This window comes from Pseudomonas sp. Tn43 (genome assembly GCF_014192635.1).
GTDB lineage: Bacteria > Pseudomonadota > Gammaproteobacteria > Pseudomonadales > Pseudomonadaceae > Aquipseudomonas.
The window spans coordinates 47,694-60,259 of the sequence record NZ_JACHYG010000017.1; the positions used below are offsets into that span (position 1 = coordinate 47,694).

Consider the following 12,566-nt stretch of genomic DNA (forward strand, 5'->3'; position numbering starts at 1 on the left):
AGCCCGGCCGCCGACAAAACCGCAAGTTTATGCAAGTGTAAAAAGGTTTCGCGCCAGACACTGAAGGCCTATTCAGGAGTCTTCACCATGAACCTTTCGTTGTATCTACTGACCGTGCTGATCTGGGGCACCACCTGGATCGCCTTGAAATGGCAACTGGGCGTGGTGGCGATTCCGGTGTCGATCGTCTATCGCTTCGGCCTTGCCGCGCTGGTGCTGTTCGTGATGTTGCTGCTCAGCCGCCGTCTGCAAGTGATGAACCGTCGCGGACATCTGATTTGCCTGGCGCAGGGCTTGTGCCTGTTCTGCATCAATTTCATGTGCTTTCTTACCGCCAGCCAATGGATTCCCAGTGGTCTGATCGCCGTGGTGTTTTCCACCGCCACCCTCTGGAATGCCTTCAACGCACGGGTGTTTTTCGGTCAGAAAATCGCTCGCAATGTACTGATGGGCGGTGCACTGGGTTTGCTCGGATTGGGCCTGTTGTTCTGGCCAGAGCTGGCCGGTCATACCGCCAGTCCTGACACCCTGCTCGGGTTGGGCTTGGCGCTGCTCGGAACCTTATGCTTTTCGGCCGGCAACATGCTGTCGAGCCTGCAACAGAAGGCCGGCCTGAAGCCCCTGACCACCAATGCCTGGGGCATGGCTTACGGCGCGGCGATGTTGACGGTGTGGTGTCTGGTCAAAGGTATTCCGTTCGATATGGAATGGAATGCCCGCTATATCGGGTCGTTGCTGTACCTGGTGATTCCGGGCTCGGTGATCGGTTTCACCGCCTACCTGACGCTGGTGGGGCGCATGGGGCCGGAGCGGGCAGCGTATTGCACCGTACTCTTTCCGGTGGTGGCGCTGAATGTGTCGGCGTTTTTCGAAGGTTATCAATGGACCGCGCCGGCACTGGTCGGGTTGGTATTGGTGATGCTGGGCAATGTGCTGGTGTTCCGTAAAGCCAAGGTGTCGATGGTGCAAAGAAGCGGTACCGAACAACTCAGCGCTCGATCCTGATGGCCACATAAATCAGCACCGGCACTATGAAATCGACAATATTTCGAGCCCAGTCCTTGGCGTTCCAGGTGAGTGACTCATCCATGTTGAACCATTCGATGCCAATGACTTGTAGAACGACGTAATAGACAAAAATGGCAACCAATAGCCCAATGATCGCAAACTTTTTTGCTTCGTGAAAAACCTCGGAAGAAGCATTGATGTTTTGGTAAAGATGGAACGTGCCCAGCAGGCAGAAAGTGGTAGAAATTACTTCAAGGGTAATAATGACCCAATAAATTCGGTGGTGAAGTATGGGTGAGGTAATTGCCCGGTAACTCAATTTTGAATTTTCCCGGGTGGTGTCCATGCTCAGGATGTGGCCGACATACTCATAATTGGCTGTGTAGTCGGTAAAGTTGCTGAACATCACCATCAGGCCAAAGAAACTGATATAGGCCATCAATATTATTTTGCTGTATCTGATGAGATGGTCAGTTGTCGACGAGTTCAAGTTTTTGCTCTCCATGGCTAAGTCCCGTAAGGGTACGGGTCAGTAATGGAGAGTCTATCGTGGGTGTCTGTTTTATGACGGCGGACTGAATTGCAAATTATGTAATGAGCGGGCAGGCGTTTGAAACGTCTGCCCTTATTTAATCAGCCTTTCCACACTTGTGGGTTCACCAGATCTTGCGGCCGTTCACCCGACAAGGCACTGCGCAAGTTGGCCAAGGCACGGTTGGCCATGGCTTCACGGGTTTCATGAGTCGCCGAGCCAATGTGCGGCAAGGTCACGGCGTTTTTCAGTTGGAACAATGGCGACTCGGCCAGCGGTTCTTTCTCGTAGACGTCCAGCCCGGCGCCGCGAATCCGGTTGTTCTGCAGCGCTTCGATCAGCGCCGCTTCGTCCACTACGGGGCCGCGGGCGATGTTCACCAGGATGGCGCTCGGTTTCATCAGCGCCAGCTCACGGTGGCTGATCAGGTGCCTGGTTTTTTCGCTGAGCGGCACCACCAGGCAGACAAAATCGGCTTCGGCCAGCAACTGGTCGAGGCTGCGCAACTGCGCGCCGAGTTCTTGTTCCAGTGCAGCCTTGCGGCTGTTGCCGCTGTAGATAATCGGCATGTTGAAACCCAACCGGCCGCGACGGGCGATGGCCGCGCCGATGTTACCCATGCCGACAATCCCTAAGGTTTTGCCATGCACATCACTACCGAACAACGGCGCGCCGACGGTGGCTTGCCATTGGCCGGCCTTGGTCCAGGCGTCCAGTTCAGCGACGCGGCGGGCGCTGCTCATGAGCAAGGCGAAGGCCAGGTCGGCGGTGCTTTCGGTGAGGACGTCGGGGGTGTTGGTGAGCATGATCCCGCGTTCATTGAAGTAGGCGAGGTCGTAGTTGTCGTAGCCGACCGAGACGCTGGAGACCACTTCAAGTTTTTCCGCATTCTCCAGTTGTGCGCGACCGAGTTTGCGGCCGACGCCGATCAGGCCGTGGGCGTGGGGCAGGGCTTCGTTGAATTGGGCGTGGATGTCGCCGTTTTTCGGGTTCGGCACGATCACGTCGAAGTCTTGTTGCAGACGTTCGATCATCGGTGGGGTGATACGGCTGAAGGCGAGGACGGTTTTTTTCATTGGAGGCGGCTCGTCGGGCTTGGAGAATGCCAAGCACGCTAACATTCTTCCCGGACATTATGCGAGCGCTCGGATTGCCGGGTGTACACCATCCAAAACTGTAGGAGCGAACTTGTGGCGAGGGGGCTTGCCCCCGTTTGAGTGCGTAGCACTCACAAGATATTTGGTACATCAGCGATTTGGGGGCTACTTCGCAGCCCAACGGGGGCAAGCCCCCTCGCCACAGTTCGCTCCTACAGGGGTCAGCTGTGTGGCGCGGGTTTGGGTACGTTGAGGTTATCCAGCATCCGGTTCACCGCCAGCTCGGCCAGCATGACGATTTGCTGAATCGCCATCGCCGTGTGCCGATGCGGTCCTTCCAGATACCCCGCAAAATCAGTCGCCATCACACTGGCCTGGGCCAACGATTCACAGGTGTGAGCCAACAGGTCTTCATCTTTCATATCCGGCGCAACCATGTACATCGTGCTTGGCTTGCGAGCCACGGGGGATTTGAGAGCGGCTGGATTGAGGTAGTGATCGAGCGCGCGGTTAGCGGCATCGTGGAGCTTTTTTGAATCGAGGGATTCGTAGGGGGAAACGTCGTCGGTTTCAGGAGGATTCGGTGTTTCTTTGATCATGCGGAAGTTACTCATTGGCAGATGAAGTGGAACTGCCATCTTTCGTTTTCCAGACGAAAGGGTGGCAGCTGCGCGCGGACTGGAAAAACCGGAACATCCACCAAACCCGGCAGACCCGAAGGTCTCCCGCGCACAGCCGCCATAACAAGGAATTGCGTGCAGAAAAAAGCGCCGCAGTATGCCATGGGGTTTGGTAAGTGTTCGCCAGGTTTTCCAGACCTGATCGCTGATTTGGTAGCGCCCCCCAAAGCCTACCCATTTCGTTTCCGAAGCAACAACCGTCAAAACCTGTGGGAAACATCCTCAAAAATCACCCCGTCTGTAGGAGCTGCCGAAGGCTGCGATCTTTCGATCTTCCGGCGCTATCAATGACGTAAAGATCGAAAGATTGCAGCCCTTCGGCAGCACCCACAATGTCGCCATCAAAAAACTCGGACTTCCCCTACACGCAAAAACGATTCGCCCGGCATCCCCCCTTGAGCCCACTCGCCAAAGTCTCCCATTTCCAAGGAACGGGACACGAGCGTGACCAGACTCATCCCCCAAAACCAACTCGCCGGCCAAAGCGGCCAGGTGCTAGACAGCCATCAAGCCGTCGCCGACCTGCGCCAAGCCCTGAGCTATCCCTACGACCTGCAAGGCTTCGACGATCTGTTTGGCGCGATCGGCGCCAACCGCTCCAACTACATGCAGGCCGCCAATCAGCAGAAACTCATCAACGCCGTTAGCAACGGTGATTGGGTCATGGTGACGCCTCGCATCGATCCCGATAACGGCGGTGCTTCATGGAATGCCTTCAAACCCAAACCCGAACCTCCACCGGCGCAACATCTGGTCGAAGAACACGCCTTCGCTCTGCCCAAACCCGTGGAGTCGGGCTTCTACATCATTCAGCAGCCCATGACCCTCGAAGCCCTTGAGCGCTCACTGTACGAAAACCCGCCAAGCGATGCACTGCGCCGGGAATTCCGCTCGCTCAATCGCCATCTCGATGAGCGGGTGAAACCGGGGCAAATGGTGATTTTCAGCGATTCACGGCATTACATGTGCCGCCGCGAAGAGGCGCAAATGATGATCGCGGCGCAGAAGGTCAACGAAGCATTGAAGGATCTGAGTGATGAAGAGGCATCGTTTTTAGTCGAGCATCATGAAGTGATCGAGCCTTTTTTGGAGGTGTCGGCGGGGTCGTTAGGCGTAGCGTCGTTCATGATCGGTCAGCATTTGGAGAGTCTGAAAACGACCCTGAAAGAACTTGATGGGCTGCATCAGCAGCAATTCCGTAAACACGGCCATTTGCACTCCCCTGAGTTTTTTTCCCAGCGCAAGCGGTTGATGGCCAAACTCGATGCCGGCCTAGGGGGGCTTGTACGAAAAGGCACCGGTATTCCGGATCATCCCAAGCTCAAGCGTGCCTTGGGCCTTTCTACTCGTAGAACGATTCATCATTGGAACAAGGCTGGGGCACCAACACAGTTACCTGGCTACGCCTCTAATATTGATGGTGTGGCGAAGGCCGCCAAGTTTATGAAGGCGGGAGGCTATGTAGGAATAGGACTTGCAGCAGGTGCAGCCACCATGCGCATCAACGAGGTTTGCCGAACAGGAAGCACCGAAGACTGCAGGCAGGTGCAATTTTCCGAGGGCGGTAAACTGTCTGGCAACGTAATTGGCGGGGTTACCGCAGGCGTTGTGACGGGAAAAGTCACCTTAAAGTACTGCGCCGGTATTGCTTTGAAGACCCGCGGCTTAGGCGGTATCGTTTGCGCGTTAATTCTCAGCGGGGGCACAGCATCGGTCGGAGGAAATATCGGGGCGAAGTTGGGAGAGGCAAGTGGAGAATTGATCCACGAGGCAACCACTCCATGAGCCAAGAAAAAATCCTATATGGAGCATGCGCCCTACTTTTATTGGTATGTATGCTAATAAATTTGGTCGTAATTTTATATGTGGCTTTTTTCAAGCTTGACGAAATTGAAAAGTATCTTAAGAAGTCCTCTGTTTTAGAAGAAGATCAGTTGATGGGCAGCGGAGCCATTAGCAGATTAATGCGTTTGAGCCGAATTAGCGGATTGCTTTGCGCCAGCAAGTCATTTCTGCAGCGAACTGAGCCTCTGACAATCTCGGATCTAGCGCAACTCCCTGCGACGCTTAAGTTGTGGGTCAATATTCCATTTCATATTGCAACGTTTTTCATTGTTTGCATGGTGGCTTTATGGGCTTGGGGCAAATACACCGGTCTACTGAATTAAGACTTCTCAGACATTCAGGGTTTTCCTGACGCAGTGATTGTCTGTTTGTTCGTTCTTCGCAGTGATAGCGCTTTGGGGATTGGGAGAGGCCACTGGACTGCTGGGCTAACCCGCAGTCCACACACCTCAATTCGCCAACCGCGCCCCACCCAAACTCCCACTCAACTCATACGCCGCCAATTCCGCCTGATGCGCCGCCAATATCTCCGGCAACGACCCGCGCAAGTACTCGACCCAGGTTTTGATCTTCGCATCCAGATATTGCCGCGACGGGTAGATCGCATACAGATTCAATTCCTGTGAACGATAGTTCGGCATCACCCGCACCAGCGTGCCGTTGCGCAGCCCTTCAATCGCCGCGTACACCGGTAAAACGCCAACCCCCATGCCGCTGGTGATCGCCGTTTTCATCGCATCAGCGGAGTTCACCAAAAACGGTGAGCTGTTGATGGTGACCATTTCCTGGCCGTCAGGGCCGTCGAAGGCCCATTTCTCCAGCGGGATGACCGGGCTCACCAGGCGCAGGCAGGCGTGGTTGAGCAAATCGCTGGGTTTGTGCGCGCAGCCATTGGCTTTTACATAGGCGGGCGATGCGCAAACGATGCTGTAGGTGATGCCCAAACGCTGGGAGACGAAGCCTGAGTCGGGCAGTTCGCTGGCGAGCACGATGGACACGTCGTAGCCCTCGTCGAGCAGATCCGGCACGCGGTTGGCCATGGTCAGGTCGAAGGTCACGTCCGGGTGGGTTTTGCGGTAGCGGGCGATGGCGTCGATCACGAAGTGCTGACCGATGCCGGTCATGGTGTGCACCTTGAGTTGCCCGGCCGGGCGCGCGTGGGCGTCGCTGGCCTCGGCCTCGGCTTCTTCGACGTAGGCCAGGATCTGCTCGCAGCGCAATAGATAGCGCTTGCCGGCCTCGGTCAGGGCAATGCGGCGGGTGGTGCGGTTGAGCAGACGGGTTTGCAGGTGGGCTTCCAGGTTGGAGACCGCACGCGAGACGTTGGCCGTGGTGGTGTCGAGTTGCACGGCGGCGGCGGTGAAGCTGCCGGCCTCGGCCACGTAACTGAAGGCGCGCATGTTTTGCAAAGTGTCCATGGGGTGCTCTCTTGGCGAATGGCAAATTGTGACACGAAGTTGCTGGCTCTTTACAGACGACTAAAGACGCGACCGAGGGATTATCGCGTTAACGGTAACAAAGATTCACAAGAATCCCGGCTTATCGCCAACAAGGCCCACCCCTAGAATTGCGCCCTGTAGGCATGGGCTTGTGTGGCGAGGGGGCTTGCCCCCGTTGGGTTGCGAAGCGACCCTGAAATCGGTCACCGCGATCTTCAATCAGAATTGCAGTAACCGGTTTACGACTGCTGCGCAGCCGAACGGGGGCAAGCCCCCTCGCCACAAAAAAACCGTCCCCAGAAGTTCTCTGTATCTCTCCCACCTCAGGAAATCGCAGCAGTGCCGCGTCGCATCAACAGAGCGCTCAAGACGCTCAGTGTTCTGGCTTTAACCCTGGCAATCAGCGGCTGCATCGGCACCGCAGGGATCGCCCCGCAAGACAAGGCACTGGAGGCCAATTCACTGGCCACCGACGATGCCATCCAGAGCGCCGAACAAGACGCTCATTGGCCCACCGCTCAATGGTGGCAAGCCTACGGCGACCCGCAATTGAACCGCTGGATCGACCTCGCCCTGCAAGGCAGCCCGAGCATGGCCATGGCCGCCGCGCGCGTGCGGCAGGCGCGGTCGATGGCCGGCCTTGCCGAGTCCGCCGAGTCGTTGCAGATCAATGGCCAATCCACCCTCAAGCGCCACAACTGGCCGACCGATCAGTTCTACGGCCCCGGCGAACTGGCCAACACCACCACCTGGGACAACAACGCCGCGCTGGGTTTCAGTTATGCCCTCGACCTCTGGGGTCGAGAAAGCAACGCCACCGAACGCGCCGTGGACATGGCGCACATGAGCGTCGCCGAAGCGCGGCAGGCCCGGCTCGAATTGCAGAACAACATCGTGCGCGCCTACATCGAGCTCTCGTTGCATTACGCGCAACGGGACATCGTCACCGCGACTTTGAAGCAGCAACAGCAAATTCTCGACCTGGCACAGAAACGTCTGGACGGCGGCATCGGCACCCATTTCGACGTTAGCCAGGCCGAAACACCCTTGCCGGAAACCCATCGGCAAATCGATGCCCTGGACGAGGAAATTGCCCTCAGCCGCAACCAACTCGCTGCGCTGGCCGGTAAGGGACCGGGGGAGGGCGCGCAGTTGCAACGGCCGACGCTGTCGTTGGGTGCGGCATTAAAACTGCCGTCCTCGTTGCCGGCTCAGCTGCTCGGTCAACGCCCGGACGTGGTTGCCAGTCGCTGGCAAGTGGCGGCGCAGGCGCGGGGGATCGATGTCGCTCACGCGGGCTTCTACCCCAACGTCGATCTGGTCGGCAGCCTCGGCTACATGGCCACCGGCGGTGGGGCGCTGGAGTTTTTGACCGGCAAGAAACTCAACTACAGCGTCGGCCCGGCGATCTCGTTGCCGATCTTCGACGGTGGCCGCTTGCGTTCGGAGCTGGGGGAAGCCTCGGCCGGATATGACATCGCTGTGGCGAAGTACAACCAGACGCTGATCAATGCGCTGAAAAACATCTCTGACCAGTTGATTCGCCGCGAGTCGATGGACAAGCAACAAGCCTTCGCCGCCGAGTCGGTAGCCACGGCCCGCAAAACCTACGACATCGCGATGATCGCGTATCAGCGCGGGCTCACCGATTACCTCAATGTGCTTAATGCGCAGACGTTGTTGTTCAAGCAGCAGCAAGTGCAGCAGCAGGTTCAGGCCGCACGCTTGAGTGCTCATGCCGAGCTAGTGACGGCGCTTGGCGGGGGACTCGGGGCGGGCAACGATGTGCCGGAAGACAGCCAGACCGATGCACCGAGGACCCCGGCCCTTCTTAACAGCCTCTCGAATTGAACACACAACCTGTGGGAGCGGGCTTGCCCGCGATGGCGTCATCACATCCGACATTGATGGCGCCTGACACACCGCTATCGCGGGCAAGCCCGCTCCCACAGGTTCTGCGTCTTAACCGAATATCAATGAGCAAAATCCCATGACTCCCTTGCCCGCACCGTTGCGCTGGCTGTATTCCCTTGAATGGCGCCGGGGGTTCTTCGACTGGGCACGCAGCGACGGCGTGACCTGGGTGTACATTTTCAAGGTGCTGTTCGCGGCATTCCTGACCCTGTGGCTGGCCATGCGCCTGGAGCTGCCGCAACCGCGCACCGCGATGATCACCGTGTTCATCGTCATGCAACCGCAAAGCGGCCAGGTATTCGCCAAGAGTTTCTATCGCTTCCTCGGCACCTTGGCGGGGTCGGCGGTGATGGTCGCGTTGATTGCCCTATTCGCGCAGAACACCGAACTGTTCCTCGGCTCGCTGGCGATCTGGGTCGGCCTCTGCTCGGCCGGGGCGGCGCGTTATCGCAACTTCCGCGCCTATGGCTTTGTGCTCGCCGGTTATACGGCGGCGATGGTCGGCCTGCCTGCATTGGCTCATCCCGACGGCGCATTCATGGCAGCAGTCTGGCGGGTGTTGGAAATCTCCCTGGGGATTCTCTGCTCGACGCTGGTGAGCGCCGCGATCCTGCCGCAAACCGCCAGCGCCGCGATGCGCAATGCCTTGTATCAGCGCTTCGGCGTGTTTGCCTTGTTTGTCACCGATGGCTTGCGCGGTCGCAGCCGGCGCGAGGCGTTTGAAGCGAGCAACGTACGGTTTATTGCCGAGGCGGTAGGTCTGGAAGGGCTGCGCAGCGTCACGGTGTTCGAAGACCCGCACATGCGTCGACGCAATGGTCGGCTCAGTCGCTTGAACAGCGAGTTCATGGGCATTACCACGCGCTTCAATGCGCTGCATCAGTTGCTCGAACGCCTGCGCAACAGTGGCGCCGATCATGTTGTCGCGGCGATCAAACCGGGGTTACAGGATCTGGCTGAAGTGCTCGACGGCTTCAGCGGTCGGGCCTTGACCAGCCCCGACGCTGCACGCCTGGCCAGCGCTTTGGCGACCTATAAGGAAAACTTGCCGGCGCGGGTTCGCAGCCTGCGGGCGACCTTTCAGGAGAGTGCTCCGAGCGACGCCGAGCAGCTGGATTTTCACACCGCCTATGAGCTGCTTTATCGCTTCGTCGACGACCTGCACAGTTATGCACAGACCCACGCATCGCTGGCCGATCACAGCCACGAACGGGAACGTTGGGACGAGCCCTTCACCCCGCAAACCAACTGGCTGGCCTCGGCGGCATCGGGCATTCGCGCAGCATTCATTCTCGTGGTGCTCGGCAGTTATTGGGTGGCCACGGCGTGGCCGAGCGGGGCGACCATGACCCTGATCGCCGCCGCCACCGTCGGCCTTTCAGCGGCGACGCCGAACCCCAAACGGATGGCGTTTCAGATGGCCTGCGGAACGTTGTTCGGAGCGCTGATCGGTTTCGTCGAAATGTTTTTCATCTTCCCCTGGATCGACGGCTTTGCGTTGCTCTGCGTGATGCTCGCGCCGGTGATTGTGATTGGGGCGTTCCTGGCTTCACGGCCGCAATACGCCGGGGTTGGCCTGGGGTTGCTGATTTTCTTCAGCACCGGTTCGGTGCCGGACAACCTCACGGTCTACAACCCTTACGCCTTCATCAATGACTACCTCGCCATGATCATGGGCATGCTGGTGTGCGCGGCGGCCGGGGCGATCATCTTGCCGCCCAACAGCCGCTGGTTATGGCGGCGTCTGGAGCAGGATTTGCGTGAGCAAGTGGTGTATGCCATCAGCGGCAAACTCAAAGGGTTGGCGTCGAGTTTCGAAAGTCGCACTCGCGATCTTTTGCATCAGGCCTATGGCCTCGCAGCGGGACAGCCGCAGGTGCAAGGGGACTTGTTGCGCTGGATGTTCGTGGTGCTGGAAGTCGGCCACGCGATTATCGAGTTGCGCAAGGAACAGGCGGTTCTGCCGGTGCATCCCGCTTATACCCAAGCCCAACCGTGGCGCCAGTCAATCCGGGCGATGGGGCGTTCGCTGGTGCGACTGTTTTTGCAGCCGGGCCGGAGCAATCTGGAACGTGCGCTGGTCGCGGTCGACCACGCGATCAGCCGTGTGCAGGCCACCGATGAGCCCTTCGCGCCGCACTTCGATACCTCGGCGTTGCGTCGGGTGAAGAGCTACCTGCACTTCATCCGCACCTCGCTGCTTGACCCGCAATCGCCTCTGGCCGGCTACATAAAAGCCAGTGCCATCGCCAAGCCCCAAGGACTTGAACATGCCTCGTGAAATCGCGTTCCACGGCGTGTACATGCCGACCATGACCCTGATGTTTTTCATTGCCGCAGCGCTGGCCTGGGCGCTGGATCGGTTCCTGTCCGGGTTCGATCTGTACCGCTTTTTCTGGCACCCGGCGCTGCTGCGCCTGAGTCTGTTTACTTGTCTGTTCGGCGCTCTTGCGTTGACTGTCTACCGTTGACTCTCTACCACTGACTCTCTATCACTGAAGAAGGCCCTGATGAAAAAGCTTTTCAGCCTGCTCGCGACCCTGTTGGTGTTGGCCCTTGCCCTGTGGATCGGCCGGACCCTGTGGGTGCATTACATGAACACCCCCTGGACCCGTGATGGCCGGGTGCGCGCCGACATCATCAACGTCGCTGCCGATGTGACCGGTGAAGTGGTGGACGTGCCGGTGCGCGACAATCAGCAAGTGAAGAAGGGCGATTTGCTGATGCGCATCGACCCCGAGCATTACCGCATCGCGGTGAAACAGGCGCAGTCGCTGGTGGCCTCGCGCAAAGCCACGTGGGAGATGCGCAAGGTCAACGCCCATCGCCGCGCCGACCTCGACAACCTGGTGATCTCCAGGGAAAACCGTGACGACGCCACCAACATCGCCGACTCGGCCTTGGCCGATTACCAGCATGCGCAGGCGCAACTGGAAGCCGCCGAACTGAACCTCAAACGCACCGAAGTGCGTGCGGCGGTGGACGGTTATGTGACCAACCTCAACGTCCATCGCGGCGACTACGCGCGCATCGGCGAAGCGAAAATGGCCGTGGTCGACATGAACTCGTTCTGGGTTTATGGCTTCTTCGAAGAAACCAAACTGCCTCGCGTGCGCGTGGGCGATAAAGCCGACATGCAATTGATGAGTGGCGAAGTGCTCAAGGGGCATGTGGAAAGCATTTCCCGGGGCATCTATGACCGCGACAACCCGGAAAGCCGCGAGCTGATCGCCGATGTGAATCCGACGTTCAACTGGGTGCGTCTGGCGCAGCGAGTGCCGGTGCGGATTCACATTGATGAAGTGCCGGAGGGCGTGCTGTTGGCGGCGGGGATTACTTGTACCGTTGTGGTGAAACAGGAAAGTGGCGAATAACCTTGTGGCGAGGGGGCTTGCCCCCGTTCGGCGGCGAAGCCGGCGCAAAACCAGAGCATGCGGTACATCTGGAAGAACGGGATTGCAGGTTTTGGGGCTGCTGCGCAACCCAACGGGGGCAAGCCCCCTCGCCACAAGGAAACGGTTTCAGCCCTGACAAAACGTCTCATGCAAATGCCGCCAAACCACCTTGCCATCGGCCTGTTTCTCGAACACCACCGAGGATCGTCGATCAGAATGCAACCCCGTCGCATCGGTCTGCCGCTCACGATAACTCACCACTGCGCCACCGTCGTACAGCGCAACACCGCGCAACTCGCTGAGCTCAATTCTGAACCCGAGCTTTTTCCCGCCCGCCAGCAGAAACAGTTCATTCAACGCCTTGAAATCCAGCGCCCGGCCCAACGGCGAGATCATGGAAAACCGGGGCGAAAAACGCGTCAATAACTGGTCAAGCCTGGATTCGTCCTGCTCCTCGGCCAGCCATTGTTCGATGGCTATGTGGGCCTGGATCACTTCGTCAAAGTATTCGGTGTAGTCGGTCATGTTGTTTCCTGTAATTTCGCAGCGCCTGTCCTGACGTCTTCGCGGGCAAGCCTCGCTCCTACATCTATGGTTACCCCCTTTTCTGCAATACTGTTTTTGATGCGTGTTTGGCTTGCTTTCATCTATCCGGC

General features: G+C 58.3%; 13 protein-coding genes. 8 read left to right on the forward strand and 5 right to left on the reverse strand.

Annotated elements, in window-relative coordinates; all coding sequences use genetic code 11:
• Positions 1-87 precede the first annotated feature (87 nt).
• Entirely contained in the window at positions 88-1,005 is a 918-nt protein-coding gene (locus FHW68_RS25545) for a DMT family transporter (RefSeq protein WP_183683706.1), read from the forward strand.
• Here the strand turns inward: FHW68_RS25545 and FHW68_RS25550 are convergent.
• The 3 genes from FHW68_RS25550 to FHW68_RS25560 form a co-directional block, all read right to left on the reverse strand.
• Positions 989-1,498 carry a DUF2165 family protein gene (locus FHW68_RS25550; RefSeq protein ID WP_183683720.1) on the reverse strand — a complete coding sequence of 170 codons (510 nt, stop codon included), beginning with the start codon at positions 1,496-1,498 and terminating at the stop codon, positions 989-991. The genes FHW68_RS25545 and FHW68_RS25550 overlap by 17 nt on opposite strands.
• A 143-nt stretch (positions 1,499-1,641) precedes the next feature.
• On the reverse strand, positions 1,642-2,616 hold the full coding sequence (locus tag FHW68_RS25555) for a D-glycerate dehydrogenase (RefSeq protein WP_183683707.1): 975 nt from the start codon (positions 2,614-2,616) through the stop codon (positions 1,642-1,644).
• A gap of 242 nt (positions 2,617-2,858) precedes the next feature.
• On the reverse strand, positions 2,859-3,236 hold the full coding sequence (locus tag FHW68_RS25560) for a DUF6124 family protein (protein WP_095633344.1): 378 nt from the start codon (positions 3,234-3,236) through the stop codon (positions 2,859-2,861).
• Between the two features lie 156 nt (positions 3,237-3,392).
• On the opposite strand from FHW68_RS25560, the gene FHW68_RS25565 reads away from it, so the two are divergent.
• From FHW68_RS25565 to FHW68_RS25575, 3 genes are all read left to right on the forward strand, one after another.
• Entirely contained in the window at positions 3,393-3,608 is a 216-nt protein-coding gene (locus tag FHW68_RS25565; protein ID WP_143517866.1) for a hypothetical protein, read from the forward strand.
• A 153-nt stretch (positions 3,609-3,761) separates the two neighbouring features.
• Positions 3,762-5,102: a hypothetical protein gene (locus FHW68_RS25570; protein ID WP_183683709.1), complete on the forward strand. Its 1,341-nt coding sequence runs from the start codon at positions 3,762-3,764 to the stop codon at positions 5,100-5,102.
• Positions 5,099-5,485 (forward strand): hypothetical protein, encoded by a 387-nt coding sequence (locus FHW68_RS25575; RefSeq protein WP_183683711.1) that lies wholly within the window; start codon positions 5,099-5,101, stop codon positions 5,483-5,485. The genes FHW68_RS25570 and FHW68_RS25575 overlap by 4 nt, the downstream gene beginning before the upstream one ends.
• Positions 5,486-5,611: 126 nt before the next feature.
• Here FHW68_RS25575 and FHW68_RS25580 read toward each other — a convergent pair whose 3' ends face one another.
• Positions 5,612-6,580 carry a LysR family transcriptional regulator gene (locus FHW68_RS25580; RefSeq protein WP_008070477.1) on the reverse strand — a complete coding sequence of 323 codons (969 nt, stop codon included), beginning with the start codon at positions 6,578-6,580 and terminating at the stop codon, positions 5,612-5,614.
• Positions 6,581-6,940: 360 nt separating this feature from the next.
• Here FHW68_RS25580 and FHW68_RS25585 point away from each other — a divergent pair, with 360 nt between their 5' ends.
• The 4 genes from FHW68_RS25585 to FHW68_RS25600 all read left to right on the forward strand — a co-directional run bounded on the left by FHW68_RS25585 (position 6,941) and on the right by FHW68_RS25600 (position 11,889).
• A complete protein-coding gene (locus FHW68_RS25585; RefSeq protein ID WP_183683713.1) occupies positions 6,941-8,452 on the forward strand; it encodes an efflux transporter outer membrane subunit in 1,512 nt (503 codons plus the stop codon).
• A 139-nt stretch (positions 8,453-8,591) separates the two neighbouring features.
• Complete coding sequence (locus FHW68_RS25590) at positions 8,592-10,796, forward strand: FUSC family protein (RefSeq protein ID WP_183683715.1); 2,205 nt, start codon at positions 8,592-8,594, stop codon at positions 10,794-10,796.
• Positions 10,786-10,986: a DUF1656 domain-containing protein gene (locus tag FHW68_RS25595; RefSeq protein WP_007896379.1), complete on the forward strand. Its 201-nt coding sequence runs from the start codon at positions 10,786-10,788 to the stop codon at positions 10,984-10,986. The genes FHW68_RS25590 and FHW68_RS25595 overlap by 11 nt, the downstream gene beginning before the upstream one ends.
• A gap of 39 nt (positions 10,987-11,025) precedes the next feature.
• Positions 11,026-11,889, forward strand: coding sequence for an HlyD family secretion protein (locus tag FHW68_RS25600; RefSeq protein WP_095633349.1), 864 nt, complete (start codon positions 11,026-11,028; stop codon positions 11,887-11,889).
• A 147-nt stretch (positions 11,890-12,036) separates the two neighbouring features.
• On the opposite strand, the gene FHW68_RS25605 is transcribed toward FHW68_RS25600, so the two are convergent.
• Positions 12,037-12,435, reverse strand: a complete 399-nt coding sequence (locus FHW68_RS25605) for a DUF4440 domain-containing protein (protein ID WP_095633350.1) — start codon at positions 12,433-12,435, stop codon at positions 12,037-12,039.
• Between the last annotated feature and the right edge of the window lie 131 nt (positions 12,436-12,566).